Here is a 15213-nt window from a genome sequence, read left to right on the forward strand (position 1 = left end):
TCGCGGTCGCGATTTCCGCTGCATGGAACAGCCATCCTGGCGGGTGGTCAAGCGACCGGTTGCCGCCGGGCGCATTTCGCGCCGAGATTGAAGCGGTCCGACCCGGGAGAAATCGCGCCAACCGGGCCAACGTCCGGGCGCAGCACTCAGGTCGTTGCCGGCCCTTGCGCCGGCCGCGCCGCCCAGGCCTCGACCTCGCAGAGATAGTCCGGGCGGATGAGCCGGGCCACGTAGGCGAACATGGTGGCCGGCGGATCGTCGTGGTGGAAGCCGCGCCAGATCGCGACGTAGCGGTCCATGTCGATCTCGGCGGCGAGCCAGATGTTGATCTTGAAGACGGCGCGCACGTCGAGGCCCTCGCTCTGCAGGATGCGCTCGATGTTGCGGATCGCGTTCTCGAACTGCGCCTCCACCGTTTCCGGCAGCTTGCCGTCGAGATCGACGCCGACCTGCCCGGCGATCGCCAGGATGTCGTGGTTGGCGGGGATCACCGCCAGGTGCTTGTAGCGGCCGATCGGCGGCGCCAGCGTGTCCGGGTTCTTCTTCTCGATGGTCATCTCGGGCTTGCTTCCTGCGGCAGAGAGGACGGGTTGCGCACGAAGCAGGCCGCGCGCGAGCCGTGGTCGGTCGGTGCGAGCACCGGCCGGAATTCGGCACAGCGATCCTCGGCGATCGGGCAGCGGGTGACGAACGGGCATCCTTTCGGCGGATCCAGCGGGCTCGGCAGGTCGCCCTGCAGGATCACCGACCGCCGAGCCCGCTGCGCCTTCGGGTCGGACAGCGGGATCGCGCTCAGGAGCGCCTCGGTATAGGGATGCACCGGGTTCCGGAACACCGTCTCCGCGTCGCCGTCCTCGGCGATGGTGCCGAGATACATGACGGCCACCCGGTCGGCGATGTGACGCACCACCGACAGGTCGTGGGAGATGAACAGGTAGGAGAAGCCGAACTCCGTCTGCAGCCGCATCAGGAGGTTGAGGATCTGGGACCGGATCGACACGTCGAGGGCGGACACCGGCTCGTCGCAGACGATCAGCTTCGGCGAGGTGGCGAGCGCCCGCGCGATCACCACGCGCTGCCGCTGACCGCCCGACAGCTCGTTGGGATAGCGCCCGGCCTGCGACGGGTTCAGCCCGACGATCTCCAGAAGTTCGGCCACTTTCGCCCGCCGAACCTTGCGCGGCGTCCCGGCGATGATCAACGGCTCGCCGACCGACTGCTCGATCGTGCGCTTGGGATTGAGGGCCGACACCGGGTCCTGGAAGATCACCTGCATGTCGCGCCGCGTCCGCGCCTGCTCGGCCTGCGTCAGCGACAGCAAGTCCCGGCCCTCGAAGAGGATGCGCCCGCCCGTCGCCTTCACCAGGCCGAGGATGGCATTGCCGGCCGTGGACTTGCCGCAGCCGCTCTCGCCGACGAGGGCGACCGTCTCGCCCCTGCCGACCTCGATCTCGAAGCCGTCGACGGCCTTCACCCGCCCCGTTTCGCCGCCGAGCCAGCCGCCGCGGACCGGGAAGTGGACCCGGAGATCCTCGACCTTGAGAAGCGGCGCGCTCATGCGATGCGCTCCAGCTGATCCATGTGCCAGCAGGCCGACAGGTGCCCGCCGCCCACCGGCGTCAGCGGCGGCTGCACGGCGCAGTCGTCCTCGGCGAGCGGACAGCGGGTGCGGAACCGGCAGCCGGTCGGCCAGCTGGCGAGATCGGGCACGGTGCCCTCGATGACCTTCAGCTCGTGTTTCCGCTCCGCCGTCATGCGCGGGATCGTCGACAGCAGCAGCCGCGTGTAGGGATGGCTCGGCCGCTCGAACAGATCGTCGACCAGCGCGGTCTCGACCACCCGTCCGCCGTACATGACGCAGACCCGGTCGGCGATGTCGGCGACGACGCCCATGTCGTGGGTGATGATCAGGATGGCCGTGCCGCGCTCCTCGCGAAGCTGCTTCATCAGGCGCAGGATCTGCGCCTGGATGGTCACGTCGAGGGCCGTGGTGGGCTCGTCGGCGATCAGCAGCCGGGGATCGGAGATCAGCGCCGAGGCGATCATCACCCGCTGGCACATGCCGCCCGACAGTTCCGCCGGCAACTGGCGGGCGCGGCGCTCCGGCTGCGGGATGCCGACGTGCTCGAGCATCTCGACGGCACGGCGGGCAGCCTCGGCGCCGGTGGCCTCGCCGTGAACGATCAGGCTCTCGGCGACCTGAACGCCGACCGGAAGCAGGGGATTGAGCGAGGCGATCGGCTCCTGGAAGATCATCGACAGGCGCCTGCCCCGGATGCCCCGCATGTCGCGCTCCGACTTCGTCAACAGGTCGTCGCCGTCGAGCAGCACCTGGCCGGCCGTGACACGGGCCGCCCCGGGCAGCAGCCGCATCACCGAGAGGGCCGATAGGCTCTTGCCGGATCCGGACTCGCCGACGAGCGCCACCACCTCGCCCGGCATGACATCCAGCGACACCCCGTCGACGACCGGCAGGCCACCGATCTCGGTGACCAGATCGCGGATGGACAGGACCGGGCGCGGGTTCGCCTCAGCCATCGGCCGGCTCCCCGACGGCAACGCCGGCCCAGGGGCTGGTCTGATGCGCCATCCCCGAATTCACCCCGCCCGACCAGTCGCGGCGCACCGCCGACGGGATGGCGAAATTGACCGGGTAGAGCGTGTCCGACACCAGTTCGACCGGGAACCGGGTGGCCACCCTGGCGCCGACGTCCGGGGGCGCGGCCCGGTTCACCTTGATGGTCGGCGAACTGGCATCGAGACGCGGCGTCTGGAACGCCTCGTCAAGGCTCATGCCGAAGTCGAGGACGTGCGACAGGATCTGCCCGACGGCCGGGAAGATCATCCGGCCCCCGGCCGCGCCGATCGCCAGCGTCGGACGGCCGTCCTCCATCAGGATGACGGGGCACATGTTGGCGAGCGGCCTGGCGCCCGGCGAGATCGAGTTCGGCATGTTCCGGCGCGGATCGAACCACATCATCCCGTTGTTCATCAGGATGCCGGTTTCCGGCAGCACCACCTTCGACCCGAAGCGCGACAGGATCGTGTTGGTCAGGGAGACCATATTGCCGGCCCCGTCCACGACGCTGACGTGGGTGGTGCAGTCGCCACCCTCGCCGGCATGACCCTTGCGGTTCAGCCGTTCGCGGTACGACGCGCGAAACGCCGAGGCATAGGCGAGGGCGGCATCCGCATCGGGCATGGCCCCCGGCGTCCACGTCTCCTCCAGGACCTCCAGCGCCCGCAGAAGGCTCGGCCCGCCGTTCAGGCCGGGGACCACGGCGAGCTCATGACCGCGGTAGCGACCGCGGCGGGCCTCGTGCCAGGTCGGCTGGTAGGCGGCGAGATCCGCCAGGCTGATGACGGAGCCGCCTTCGGCCAGATCGCGCACCAGGATCGCGGCGCTGTCGCCTTCGTAAAAATCCCGCGCGCCGTTCGCCTGCAGCCGGCGGAGGAGCGCCGCCTGACCGGGCATCGGCAGATAGGCCTCGTCGGGCCCCTTGGCGACCGGCAGCTCGCCGTCCGGCCCGAAGAACAGCGCGGCGGCAGCGGGAAAGCGCTTCAGCCCGGTGGCATCGATCGCCAGGCAGAGCGACGAAAACCAGTCGACCACCATGCCCCGCTCGGCAAACGCGATTGCCGGCGCCGCCGCCTCCGCCCAGGAAAGCGTGCCATGGCGCGCAAGTGCCTCGGCGAGGCCCGCGATGGTGCCGGGGACGCAGATCGATCCGTAGCCGATGATGTTGCGGTCGCCCTCCACCGCCGGCCAGTCGAACCAGTCGCCGTCGCGGCCGCCGATCAGCGGATAGTCGTCGGGATCGAGCCCGCCCGGGGCGCGCACATTGAAATCGAGGGCCGAAACCTGCCCCGTCGCCCCCTCGGCGTGCAGCAGGAACCCGCCCCCGCCGAGGCCGGAGAGCCAGGGCTCGACGGTCGCCAGCACCAGCGCCGTGACGACGGCCGCATCCATGGCATTGCCGCCGGCCGCCAGCACGGCCGCGCCGGCCGCTGCCGCCTCCATGTTCTGGGCGGCCACCAGGCCGTGGGGCGAAACGATTTCGCCGCGATGAATCGTCCAGGTCTGCATCAGCCGATCCAGGCCTCGTGTCCCTCGACCCCATCCGGAATGCTCGGATCGACGACGAACGCCTCCTTCTGGGTGGCCTCGTGATGCCGGGCCACCTCGCTCACCGTTGCCCACCAGACGTCGGACTCCCGGGTGATGCGGGCGAGCAGCCGTTCGAGCATGGCAATCCGCTGGGCGCGACCGGAGATCCAGTCATGCACGGTCAGCATGAACAGGCTGCCGTAGCGGTGCAGGACCTCCCACTCGTCGATCCAGCCGTCGAGCAGCGGGCCGGGCGCGGCGGGCGGCGCCATATCGCCGCCGCCGCCGAGAAACTTGAAGTAGATGGCGTCGTCCAGCGTCCATTGGACCGGCACCTCGGTGACGCCGCCGATCGTATAGGGATGATCGTAGCCCATCAGCGAGGAATCGAAGAGGCCGAGCCGCTTCACCTCGGTGAGCATGTGCGGGGTCATCTCCCAGGCGGGCGAGCGGAAGCTGGTCGGCCGCACCCCGGTCTGCGCGCGGAACAACTCGATCGACGCCTCGATGGCATGGGTGAAGCCCGCGTCGGAGAGTTCGGTCGCAAGCTCGTGGAAATAGCCGTGCAGGCCGATCTCGTGGCCACCAGCGACCAGCAGCGGAAGGATCTCCGGGAAGTCCTCGGCAACCTTCGCCGGCACGAAGAACGTGCCCTTGATGGCGAAGCGGTCGAGCAGCTCCAGGATCCGGTAGATCCCGACGCGCGGTCCGAACCGGCGCTGCTCAAGGTGCGAGAGCAGCTGCGGCATCCCCTTGCGATGGATCCAGAAATGCGGCCCGTGGGCATCGAAGTCGAGGGTGAAGCAGGCCGCGCTCCGATATCCCTCGGGCCAGGCGTAGCTGTCGTTTGCCATGGTCGGGCTTCCTTCAGAGCGGGTGCTTCTTGTCCTGGTAGACGTCGAGCGAGCCGATCGAGTTGCCGCCGTCCACCGTGAGCGTCGCGCCGGTCACGTATTCCGCCGCCGCCGAGGAGAGGTAGAGGACGGCCGGCCTGAGATCGGCTTCCGTGGACTCCCGCCCCAAGGGCACCGACGCGGTTGCCCGGCTGACGTGCTCGTCGGCGAGCAGGCTCACCGTCGACCCGGAGGCGAACCCCGGCTCAAGCGCGTTGACGCGAATCCCGAATTCGGCGAGCTCCAGCGCCAACCCCTTGGTGAGCCGGTCGAGCGCGGTCTTCGAGGTGCAGTAGGGCACCACGGTGCGGCGCATCTTGCGCGAGGCGCCGGAGGAGACGTTGACGATCGCCCCCTTCACCTTGCGCTCGATCATCTGGCGAGCGAACCCGATGGACAGGACGAACGGCGCCCGCAGGTTGACGTCGAAGATCCGGTCCCAGTCGGAGACGTCGATGTCGAGAAGGAAGCCCGAAGGATAGATGCCGGCGTTGTTGACGACCACATCGGCGGCGCCGAAGCGCGCGCCCACTTCGGCGATCAGCGCCTGCATGGAGGCGGTGTCGGTGAGGTCGGCGGCGAACGCGAAGCTTCCCTCCGGCAGGCGCATGCCGCCGGCGACCCGGTCGAGACCGGCCTGGTCCAGATCGGTCAGGCACACCCTCGCGCCTTCGTCTGCAAAGGCCTGGACGATGCGACTGCCATAGAGCCCCGTCGCGCCGGTGACGACGACGGCCTTGCCCTCGAACTCGCCTTCGAAATTCATGAAACGCTACTCACCTCGACTTGGGATCCAGCCGGTCGCGCACCGCATCGCCGATGAGGTTGACCGAGAGGATCAGGAGAAACAGACAGATTCCGGGGAAGGTCGCGATCCAGAAGGCGGTTGCGACGTAGTTGCGGCCGACGCTGAGCATGGCGCCCCAGCTCGCCGTCGGCGGCTGCACGCCGAGGCCCAGGAACGAGAGGCCCGCCTCGAACAGCACCATCAGCCCGAACTCCAGCGTCGCCACCACGGTGAGCGGGCCGATGATGTTGGGCAGGATGTGCAGGAACAGGATCCGGCCGGGCCCAGCCCCCATGAAGCGGGCGATCCGCACGTAGGGCATGTTGGCGACCGACAGGGTCTGGCCGTAGGCGACCCGCGCATAGCGTGGCCAGCGGGTGAGCGCCAGCACGATGACCACGTTGATGAACCCCGGCCCCAGAACCGCGACGGTGATGATCGCCAGCAGGATGGCCGGGACCGACAGGAAGATGTCGACGATCCGCATGATGATCGTCTCTGTCCATCCCCGGAAGTGGCCCGCCGCCATGCCGAGGACGGTGCCGACGACGCTCGACAGGCAGACCGACAGGATGGCCACCGACAGCGATATCCGGGCCCCGAAGATGATCCGGCTCAGGAGATCCCGACCGAGTTCATCGGATCCGAGCAGATAGTAAAAGGTGCGGGCCTCGGTGCCCGGCGGCTTCAACCGGCCGAGCAGGTTCTGGGCGTTGGGGTTGTAGGGCGCGATCCAGGGCGCGAACACCGCGATCACCACGAAGGCGGCGAAGATCGCGACGAACGGCCAGATCCCGACCCGGAAGCGGCGGCGCCTCGGCAATCCGGCAACCGGTGTGGCGACGGGCTCTGCGGCGCTCACGGGCCCACCCCGTCGAGGCGGATGCGCGGATCGACGACGCTGTACAGAATGTCGGCGGTGAAGTTGAGCGCGATGGTGACGAACGCGCCGAGCAGCACGATGCCCTGCACCACCAGGAAGTCGCGCGAGACGATCGACTGCACGGTCAGGAGCCCGAGGCCCGGCCAGGCGAACACGGTCTCGACGATCACCGCGCCGCCGAGAAGCTGGGAGATCTCCAGGGCCGAGATCGAGATGACGGGGATCGCGGCGTTACGCAGGAGATGCCGCCAGAACAGCCGCGGTGTCGCCACGCCGCGCGCCCGCGCCGAGCGGACGTAGTCCTTCGAGAGCTCGTCGAGCATCGCGGTGCGGGTGACGCGGGCGAACGTTGCCATCGACAGGAGCCCAAGCGCGAAGGACGGCAGGATCAGGTGCTCGATGCCGCCCGCCCCGGATGGCGGCAGCCAGCCGAGCCAGACGGCGAAGAACATCATGAACAGGATGCCGCTCCAGAAGGTCGGCATGCTCTGGGAGGCGAAGACGAAGCCGGTCAGGATCCGCGTGGCGATGCGGTCGCGGCCCAGCGCCATGATCACGCCGAGCGGCACGCCCAGCCCGAACGAGACCAGCAGGGCGCCGCCCGCCAGCTGCAGCGTGTAGGGCAGCCGGGCGGCGATGATATCGAGCACCGGCACCCGCTGGATGTAGGAGCGGCCGAAGTCGAACTGCGAGACGTCCCGCAGGAAGCTCAGGTACTGGACGAGCAGCGGGCGATCGAGGCCGAGGGTATGGCGCATCGCCTCGATGTCGGCCTGGGTCGCCGTTTCCGGCACGAGCAGGTAGGTCGGGTCGCCGGTGAGACGCTGGATGAAGAACACCAGCGTCATCACTCCGAAGATGGCGATGAAGGCCTGGCCGAGCCGGCGAAGAATGAAAAGCGCCATCGTATCGGTCGGGCCTTCGCCTGGCTCAGTCCTGCCAGGACATGCGGTTGAGGAACAGGCTCTCGTTGGCCGTCGGCGTCCAGTTCAGCGCGTCCTGCGCCCCGTAGATGATCGCCGCCTGGTAGAGCGGCAGGATCGCCACGTCGTCCTTGACCAGTTCGTGCGCCTTCGCATAGGCGGCGAGCCGCACGCCCTCGTCGAGGGAGGATCGACCCTCGTCGAGCAGCGCATCGAGCTGCGGACTGGCGTATCTCGACCACGACGAGCCCGAGTGCAGGAGCGGGAACATGATCCCGTCGGCATCCTGGCAGGCACAGGACCAGCGACCGAAGCTGATCTGCGGGCGCGCCGCCGGATCGGCGTTGCGGGCCTTGCCCAGGTAGGTGGACATGTCGGTGAGGCTGATCTCGACGTCGAGACCGACGTCGGCGAGCATCTGCTGCACGGCCTGTATGACCCGCTGGTCGTAGACGGGTGCGGTGTCGAACACCACCTTCTCGCCCTGCACGCCGGCGTCCGCGATGAGCGCCTTCGCCTTGTCCGGATCGTAGGGATAGGCCTCGATGCCGTCGACCCAGCCGAAGCTCGCAGGAGCGACGAGCTCGCCGACCACCTTCTCTCCGCCCGCCAGCAGACCTTCGGCGATCCCTTCCTTGTCGATGGCGTAGGCGACCGCCTTGCGCACATCGACGTTGTCGAACGGCGGCTTCATCGTGTTGAGCCCCAGGAAGGCGACGCGCTCGGTCTGCACGATCAACGGCTTCACGCCGGCCGCGGCTTCAAGCTGGTTCGCCTGGTCGGAATCGAGGCTGACGACGAGATCCGCCGAGCCGGCCTGCAGGTCGGCCATCCGGGTCGAGGCATCCGGCACCGCGCGGAAGACGGCGGTCTCGAACGCCCCCTTGGCGCCCCAGTAGGCGTCGTTGCGCTTGAGCGTCACCGAGACGCCGCGCTGCCAGTCCTCGAACTCGTAGGGACCGGATCCGACCGGATTCAGGTTGAAGGCGTCGTTGCCGACCTCCTCGACCACGTGTTTCGGCACGATGGAGAGCTTCACGAGCTGCGCGAGCAGCACCGGGTAGGGTCCGTCGGTGGTCAGCACGACCGTGCGGTCGTCCTTCGCCTCGGCCTTGACGATCTTGTTGAACTGGCCGAGCTGCGGACTGCCGAACGCCGGATCGGTGATGCGCTGGATGGAGTAGACGACGTCTTCCGCCGTCAGCGGCTCGCCGTCGTGGAAGGTGATGTCGTCGCGGATCTGGAACGCCACCTCGGTGTCGGAGAGGCGCGTCCATGCGGACGCGATCTCGGGAACGATCTCGCCCGCATCGTCACGGGTGACGAGATTGTCGAAGATGTTGCGATAGACGTAGTAGCTGTCCGGATTCCACTGCCCCTGCGGATCCAGCGAGGACGGCTCGTTCACCAGATCGATCGTGATGGCGTCCTTGGCCTGGACGGGGCTCGCCGGGAGCAGCGCCGCCGAGGCCGCGATGGCGACGAGGAATCCCGTGATGCGTGAGCGGTGCGGACCCATGTGATGTCTCCCTGTCCGGATCGTTGCCCAGATGGATGCTGTCGGGGCGCCGGCCGGATCGGCCGGCGCCACCGGTCCTCGCCGGGAGCTATTCCGCCCAGCTCATGCGGTTCAGGAACATGCTCTCGTTGGCCGTCGGCTGCCATTTGAGCCCCGCCGCGCCGCCGTAGATGATCGCCGCCTGGTAGAGCGGGATGATCGGGACCTCGTCCTTCACGAACGTGTGGACGTTCGCATAGGCATCGAGACGGGCCTGTTCGTCGAGCACCGAGCGCCCCTCCTCCAGCATCCTGTCGAGCTCGGGATCGCTGAAACGGGCCCAGTTCGACGAGGAGTGGAGCAGCGGGAACATGATGCCGTCGGCGTCCTGGCAGGCGCACGACCAGCGCGAGAAGGTCAGCATCGGCGCCTGGTCGTTCGACTGCTGCTGGTTCTTCAGCCAGGTCCCCATGTCGGTCATCTCGATGTCGACGTTGAGGCCGACGTCCGTCAGCATCTGCTGGATGGCCTGGACGACCTTCTGGTCGAACACCGGCGACGTCGCCAGCGACATCTTCGTCTTGGCGGGCTCGCCCACCTCGGCGATCAGTTCCCTGGCCTTCTCCGGATCGTACGGGAAGGCGTCGATGCCTTCGACCCAGCCGAAGCTTGCCGGCGCGACGAGTTCGCCGACCACCTTCTCGCCGCCGGCCAGGATGCCCTCGACGATGCCTTCCTTGTCGATGGCGAGCGCGATCGCCAGGCGCATGCGGACGTCGTCGAGCGGCGCCTTCGTCGAGTTCAGCGCGAAGTAGCCGACCCGCTCGGTCTGGACGATGAGCGGCTGGGCGTTCGGAAACGCCTCCAGCTGCTTCGCCTGGTCGGAATCGAGCGTCACCACCAGATCCGCGGTGCCGGACTGGAGATCGGCCAGGCGGGTGGCGGCGTCGGGAACCGCGCGGAAGACGACGGTCTCGAACGGTCCCTTCTCGCCCCAGTAGTCGTCGTTGCGGACGACGGTCACCTGGACGCCGCGCTGCCAGGTGTCGAGCTTGTACGGGCCGCTGCCGACGGGCTGGAGATTGAAGGCGTCGTTGCCGACCTCCTCCACCACGTGCTTGGGCACGATCGAGAGCTTGACCAGTTGCGGCAGCAGCACGGGGTAAGGACCGTCGGTGGTCAGCACGACCGTGTGGTCGTCCTTCGCCTCGGCCTTGACGATCTTGTTGAACTGGCCGAGCTGCGGGCTGCCGAAGTCCGGATCGGTGATGCGCTCGATGGAGTAGACGACGTCTTCCGCCGTCAACGGCTCGCCGTCGTGGAAGGTGATGTCGTCGCGCAGGTTGAACTGCACCTCGGTGTCCGACAGCCGCTCCCACGACTGCGCAACCTGGGGCACGATCTTCCCGTCGTCGTCGCGGGTGACCATGTTGTCGAAGACGTTGCGGTAGACGTAGTAGCTGTCCGGGTTCCACTGGCCGTGCGGATCGAGCGACGACGGCTCGTTGACGAGATCGATGGTCAGGTTGTCCTTGGCCACGGCCGGAGCGAGGGGGGCCGCGACGGCGATTGCCGCCACCGCGAGCGCCCCGAGAAGCCTTGCGCCGCGCCCCGAAGCCGCGGGGCGCTCCGGTTCGCCGCCGGCGGCGGGAACCCCGCTCCGCAAGAGGCCGAGCCGGTTTACGAGTCCTGTCTTCCAAGCCATTCGTCTGTTCCCCTCTTCTTTGACGAGTTCCGCGGCACGGTCTCGGCAGCGTGCCGATCGGCCGGCTGCGTTCGTCCGGACCGTGCGGTCGGTGCGACGATCTCCGCGTCCTGGGCGCAAAAGGCTGTGAGGACGTAGCGCTCGTATGCATCCACGGTCGATGCGAGCTCCGCCTGGATCGCCAGCTCGTCCCGTGCCCTGCACGCCGCGATCAGGCGCGACCGGTCGACGGGCTCGAACGGCGCCGCACCACCGTGTTCGAAGAAATGGACGATGCGCGCGCAATGATCCCAGACCTCGCGCAGCCACCGCCGCCGAAGGCTGCCCATGCCGCTCATCAGGGTGTCCATGAGGTCGCGGTCGTAGCTTTGATGACTGGTCCGCGAGGCGGCCTCGGACCGGCCGACGAGCACCGAGACGATCTGTCCGAGCTCGTCGATGCGCGTCACCTGCGCGTCGGAGAGGGCGCGCACGGTGAAGGAACGCTCGAGCGCCCGTCGGGCAGCGATGACCTCGCCGATGTAGGCCCCCGAGACCGGCCGGATGCGCCAGCCGTGGCGCGGCAGCGCTTCGACCATGCCCTCCCCCTCAAGCCGCAGAAGCGCCGCACGCACGCCGGCCCGGTTGAGGCCGTAGACCTCCATCAGGCGCACTTCCGAGACGGTCGAGCCGGGCACCAGCTCGCAGTGCACCACCGCATCACGGATCCGCTCCTCGGCGAACGCGCGCTTCGCGCCCGGCTTGGGCGGGGTCGATCCGGACAGGAACGGGGAGTGATGATCCAGCATGATTGGCATCCTAAATGCGGCCGGTGACATCTCACAAGCCCATTTTGTCATCTTACAATGTTGAAAAGTCGAGCAGGCCGATGCGATCGCGTTTTACCCGGGCGTAACGGTTCCGCCCAGCGGCAAGCGCGTCGGGCGCGGCGAAGATCGCCACGGCACCGGACGGGGATGGGAAGGGAGAGGGATTGGTAATGGGAATGGAGAGAGGGGCGTCGGGCTGCCGAGACGATGCCACGAGCCCGGCGCAGCACCCTGCTGACAAGGGCGCCGTCTGGCCGCAAGCGCCCGGAGCACAGGTGGCGCGGTGCACAGGTGACCGGAGGAAGCTGCAACCGGCCCCGGCCGAACCAGCCTGCCCGCCCGATAGGAGGCGGATTTCGAGACTTTCCGCGCTTTACGGACGCGCAGACCGGGTCCAGGCGGTTGTCTTTTCGTTCGGTACGGCGAACCGATCTCCCGGAAGCGCCTCAGCGCACCGACGAATGTGGACGCGGCAACGGTGTGTTCAGGCGAGCGGTGATCCGTGCGGAAATCTCCGTCAGTTCTTCGCACGCCCGGTCCCGGGCGCGCGAGAACAGCGCCCTGCCCTGCGACGCAAGGCTTATGCCGGCGATCACCTCGCCGCGCTGATTTCGAACGGGAACGCCGAAGGCAAAGATGCCCTCGATGTTCTCTTCGAGACAGGTTGCCCAGCCCGTGTCGCGCGCCTGGTGGACCTCGTCGGCCAGCCGTTCGGGATCGGTGATGGTGGCGTAGGTGAGACGCGGCAGAGGCAGCTCGCTGAGCATCGACTTCAGATCGGTGTCCGAAAAATAGGTCAGTGCGACTTTCCCGAGCGCCGTTGAGTGCAGATGGGCACGCTTGCCCGGCTGCGGGTTCACCGGCACCGATCGGTCGGGGAGCGACAGGATGTAGACGATCTGATCGTCGTGAATGACGCCAAGATAGGCGGCCATCTCGTAATCACGACTTACCTGCTGGAGTTCCTCGAATGCGGAATCGGCCAGCGTGCGCTGGGACATGTAGGACTGCCCAGCCTCGAAGAGGCCGAAGCCGATGCGGTAGCGCATCGTGCGCGGATCCTGCTCGACGAAGCCGTGGTTGCGCAAGGTGGCCAAGAGCCGGTGAACGACGCTCGGCGGCACCGACAACTGGCGCCCGAGTTCGCGCACGCCAATGTCAGTCTGCGAGGCGCTCAGGGCCTCAATAATGCTGAGCGCCTTTGCCAGCGACTGGTTCGCGTCGAGCGCGAAGTCGCGATCCTTGATGGGACCTGTCATCGGAGAACCCCTCACACGATGCGGCGATCGAGAATGTCCACACATGTTACGCCGCATGCCGCAGTGCACCAAGCATCAATCGGCGGCAGCCAGATGCGGCAGAAGATGCTCCAGATCGCCCGCATTCTTCAGCCCCGACAGGACCAGCTGGTCGAGGCCGGCGTCGCGATAGCACTGCATCCGGGCGCGCACCTGGTTGGGGCGGCCGCTCGCGGCGTGGCGGGCGACCGTCTCGTCGCCCATGATGCGCTCGACGGCGCTCCAGTCCTCCGCGGCGAACGCGTCGCCCAGCGCCGTCTGATCGAGGATCGATCCGCCGAGCTGAATGTTGCGGGCATGGTGGGCGCCGCGCAGGATGAAGGCCAGTGTGCGCTTCAGGCTTGCGTGCGCCTTCGCTTCGTCTTCGGCCACGGCCGCATAGAGCAATCCGACCCGTCGGATCCGACGCCCTGACCTGGCTTCCCCTTCCGCGACGGTCGCAAGGCAGGACTCGATGAAGGGGATCGACGCGCCCGCGCTGATCAGCACGGCGTCCGCGGCCTCGCCGGCGAGCTCGAGCATCTTGGGGCCGGACGCGGCCAGGGCCAGCGGCACCGAACACGTGCCCGACGCAAGCCGTCGGCCATGGACCGCAAAGGCCGTGCCGTCGTGCTGAACCACCTCGCCAGAAAACAGCGCGCGGGTCACCGAGATCGCATCGCGCAGCGTCGACAGCGGTTTCTGCGCCTCGACGCCCGCCGCCTCGAGATCGCGCGGCGCCCCCACGCCGAGGCAGAGCATCACCCGGCCCGGGAACATCTCGTCGAGGGTCGCGGCGGCCATGGCGGCATAGACCGGATGCACCGTGTAGGGGCTCATCGCCATCAGCGAGATGCGGAGACTACTGCTGGCCGCAAGCATCCCCGCCGCCCGCGCGATCGGCTCGCGCTGGAAGAGGTGGCTTGCAAGCCAGGCGGTCTCGACACCGTTGGCCTCCATCACCGGGACCATCGCCGTCGTGTCGGCCCAGGATTCGTTGCCCTCGAGGCTGATGTCGATCATGAGCCCACCCGTCCTTCCAGCATCATCGCCGTCCGCCCCGCTCGCGCAAGGTGGCGATCAGCGCGTCGAGGGTCGTCTCGTCGTGGACAGCCACGTCGGAGACGTCCATCGGGCCGTCCTTCAGGCCGGTCGATGTCAGGATCGCCACCACCGTCTCCCCCAGATCCTCTCCGCGCACCACCGCGGCGGCACCCGCCGCCAGACCGGAGGCGCCGGAGATTTCCTGATAGAATCCCATCCTGGCAAGCCGCGCCTGCATCGTGCGCATCTCCGCTTCGGACGCGACCAGTGCCCCGCCCCCGCTCTCCTTCAGCGCCACCACGCCCCGATATCCGCCGACGGTGCAGGCAATGCCGGACGCCGCCGACGGAACCGCCGCCACCTCCATCGCCGCCGCGTTCGAGCCGATCGCCCTGGCCAGCGGGCCACGCACCTCAGGTTCGGCGGAAAACAGCCGCGGCATGCGATCGGTCAGGCCGAGCAGGCGCAGCTCGTGGAAGCCCTTCCAGACGCCGAACAGCAGCTCGGCATAGCCGGTCGGCACCAGCACGGAGTCCGGCAGCCTTCGGCCCAACTGCAGGAAAAGCTCGTAGGCGATCGTCTTGTAGCCTTCCGGACCGTACGGATTGCCGGTGTGGAAGCGCGTCAGGTTGCTGGCCGGCATGAAGCCCGTCTCGTCGACCAACCGGCGCAGCACCGACCAGCGCCGGTCCTGATCGGTGACGACGACGTGGGCACCCAGCGCGGTCAGGAAACGGCGGAACGAGGGCTGGGGACCGTCGGAAATAACGACGACGCAGGGCATCCCGGCCCGGGCGGCATAGGCCGCCGCGGCAGCGCCGTGATTGCCCGACGAGGCCACCGCGATGCCCGGCGCGCCGGCCGAGACAGCCGCCGACACGACGCAGAGATTGAGCCGGTCCTTGTGGCTCCAGGTCGGATTGCGGCTCTCGTCCTTGAGATGAAGGGCACCGGAGAAACCAAGCGAACGGCCAAGATCCGGCGCCTCGATCAGCGCCGTGCCCCCCTCTCCCATGGACAGGCCCGGGGCGAGCGGCGGCAACAGGGGCGACCAGCGCGCCAATCCCGGCAACGGCGCCTGGTCGAACAGCCCGGGGTCGACCCGACCGTAGTCGTAGTCGACCTGGAGCGGGTACTGCATCTCCTCGGTTGAGGTCGCCGGACAGCCCGACGTCAGCACCGGGGTGAGCGGAAACAGGCGGCTGGGGTCGCCCAGCGAGCGCTGGCCGATGGCCAGGCTCGATCGTGCGGTGCCGGGGAGTTCGTGGGAAGCCTCGGACATCATG

14 protein-coding genes are annotated in these 15213 nt (G+C 68.2%); all 14 read right to left on the bottom strand.

Annotated features, from left to right (window positions below):
• Positions 1 to 146: 146 nt before the first annotated feature.
• Positions 147 to 557: a RidA family protein gene (locus tag ACSSVZ_RS20855; protein ID WP_453972675.1), complete on the bottom strand. Its 411-nt coding sequence runs from the start codon at positions 555 to 557 to the stop codon at positions 147 to 149.
• Complete coding sequence (locus ACSSVZ_RS20860; protein ID WP_453972676.1) at positions 554 to 1558, bottom strand: ABC transporter ATP-binding protein; 1005 nt, start codon at positions 1556 to 1558, stop codon at positions 554 to 556. Before ACSSVZ_RS20860 ends, ACSSVZ_RS20855 begins: the two co-directional genes overlap by 4 nt.
• Positions 1555 to 2538 carry an ABC transporter ATP-binding protein gene (locus ACSSVZ_RS20865; protein WP_453972678.1) on the bottom strand — a complete coding sequence of 328 codons (984 nt, stop codon included), beginning with the start codon at positions 2536 to 2538 and terminating at the stop codon, positions 1555 to 1557. Before ACSSVZ_RS20865 ends, ACSSVZ_RS20860 begins: the two co-directional genes overlap by 4 nt.
• A complete protein-coding gene (locus ACSSVZ_RS20870; protein ID WP_453972679.1) occupies positions 2531 to 4087 on the bottom strand; it encodes a gamma-glutamyltransferase in 1557 nt (518 codons plus the stop codon). The genes ACSSVZ_RS20865 and ACSSVZ_RS20870 overlap by 8 nt, the downstream gene beginning before the upstream one ends.
• Entirely contained in the window at positions 4087 to 4962 is an 876-nt protein-coding gene (locus ACSSVZ_RS20875; protein ID WP_453972680.1) for a polysaccharide deacetylase family protein, read from the bottom strand. Before ACSSVZ_RS20875 ends, ACSSVZ_RS20870 begins: the two co-directional genes overlap by 1 nt.
• A 13-nt stretch (positions 4963 to 4975) precedes the next feature.
• Entirely contained in the window at positions 4976 to 5767 is a 792-nt protein-coding gene (locus ACSSVZ_RS20880) for an SDR family NAD(P)-dependent oxidoreductase (protein WP_453972681.1), read from the bottom strand.
• Between the two features lie 10 nt (positions 5768 to 5777).
• A complete protein-coding gene (locus tag ACSSVZ_RS20885) occupies positions 5778 to 6650 on the bottom strand; it encodes an ABC transporter permease (protein WP_453972682.1) in 873 nt (290 codons plus the stop codon).
• Positions 6647 to 7576, bottom strand: coding sequence for an ABC transporter permease (locus ACSSVZ_RS20890; protein ID WP_453972683.1), 930 nt, complete (start codon positions 7574 to 7576; stop codon positions 6647 to 6649). Before ACSSVZ_RS20890 ends, ACSSVZ_RS20885 begins: the two co-directional genes overlap by 4 nt.
• A 25-nt stretch (positions 7577 to 7601) precedes the next feature.
• Complete coding sequence (locus ACSSVZ_RS20895) at positions 7602 to 9113, bottom strand: ABC transporter substrate-binding protein (RefSeq protein WP_453972684.1); 1512 nt, start codon at positions 9111 to 9113, stop codon at positions 7602 to 7604.
• Positions 9114 to 9201: 88 nt separating this feature from the next.
• Entirely contained in the window at positions 9202 to 10797 is a 1596-nt protein-coding gene (locus ACSSVZ_RS20900) for an ABC transporter substrate-binding protein (protein WP_453972685.1), read from the bottom strand.
• On the bottom strand, positions 10773 to 11585 hold the full coding sequence (locus tag ACSSVZ_RS20905; protein ID WP_453972686.1) for a GntR family transcriptional regulator: 813 nt from the start codon (positions 11583 to 11585) through the stop codon (positions 10773 to 10775). Before ACSSVZ_RS20905 ends, ACSSVZ_RS20900 begins: the two co-directional genes overlap by 25 nt.
• Before the next feature lie 467 nt (positions 11586 to 12052).
• Positions 12053 to 12865, bottom strand: coding sequence for an IclR family transcriptional regulator (locus tag ACSSVZ_RS20910; RefSeq protein WP_453972687.1), 813 nt, complete (start codon positions 12863 to 12865; stop codon positions 12053 to 12055).
• A gap of 75 nt (positions 12866 to 12940) precedes the next feature.
• Complete coding sequence (locus ACSSVZ_RS20915) at positions 12941 to 13906, bottom strand: LLM class flavin-dependent oxidoreductase (RefSeq protein WP_453972688.1); 966 nt, start codon at positions 13904 to 13906, stop codon at positions 12941 to 12943.
• A 22-nt stretch (positions 13907 to 13928) separates the two neighbouring features.
• Complete coding sequence (locus ACSSVZ_RS20920) at positions 13929 to 15212, bottom strand: threonine synthase (protein ID WP_453972689.1); 1284 nt, start codon at positions 15210 to 15212, stop codon at positions 13929 to 13931.
• Between the last annotated feature and the right edge of the window lies 1 nt (position 15213).

It is taken from the genome of Amorphus sp. MBR-141, assembly GCF_053628695.1.

Bases quoted from the DNA above. Each gene is read 5' to 3' on its own strand.
- ACSSVZ_RS20860 (WP_453972676.1), bottom strand. From the start codon at position 1,558: ATGAGCGCGCCGCTTCTCAAGGTCGAGGATCTCCGGGTCCACTTCCCG.
- ACSSVZ_RS20915 (WP_453972688.1), bottom strand. From the start codon at position 13,906: ATGATCGACATCAGCCTCGAGGGCAACGAATCCTGGGCCGACACGACG.
- ACSSVZ_RS20920 (WP_453972689.1), bottom strand. From the start codon at position 15,212: ATGATGTCCGAGGCTTCCCACGAACTCCCCGGCACCGCACGATCGAGC.
- ACSSVZ_RS20875 (WP_453972680.1), bottom strand. From the start codon at position 4,962: ATGGCAAACGACAGCTACGCCTGGCCCGAGGGATATCGGAGCGCGGCC.
- ACSSVZ_RS20880 (WP_453972681.1), bottom strand. From the start codon at position 5,767: ATGAATTTCGAAGGCGAGTTCGAGGGCAAGGCCGTCGTCGTCACCGGC.
- ACSSVZ_RS20865 (WP_453972678.1), bottom strand. From the start codon at position 2,538: ATGGCTGAGGCGAACCCGCGCCCGGTCCTGTCCATCCGCGATCTGGTC.
- ACSSVZ_RS20900 (WP_453972685.1), bottom strand. From the start codon at position 10,797: ATGGCTTGGAAGACAGGACTCGTAAACCGGCTCGGCCTCTTGCGGAGC.
- ACSSVZ_RS20910 (WP_453972687.1), bottom strand. From the start codon at position 12,865: ATGACAGGTCCCATCAAGGATCGCGACTTCGCGCTCGACGCGAACCAG.
- ACSSVZ_RS20905 (WP_453972686.1), bottom strand. From the start codon at position 11,585: ATGCTGGATCATCACTCCCCGTTCCTGTCCGGATCGACCCCGCCCAAG.
- ACSSVZ_RS20855 (WP_453972675.1), bottom strand. From the start codon at position 557: ATGACCATCGAGAAGAAGAACCCGGACACGCTGGCGCCGCCGATCGGC.
- ACSSVZ_RS20890 (WP_453972683.1), bottom strand. From the start codon at position 7,576: ATGGCGCTTTTCATTCTTCGCCGGCTCGGCCAGGCCTTCATCGCCATC.
- ACSSVZ_RS20895 (WP_453972684.1), bottom strand. From the start codon at position 9,113: ATGGGTCCGCACCGCTCACGCATCACGGGATTCCTCGTCGCCATCGCG.
- ACSSVZ_RS20870 (WP_453972679.1), bottom strand. From the start codon at position 4,087: ATGCAGACCTGGACGATTCATCGCGGCGAAATCGTTTCGCCCCACGGC.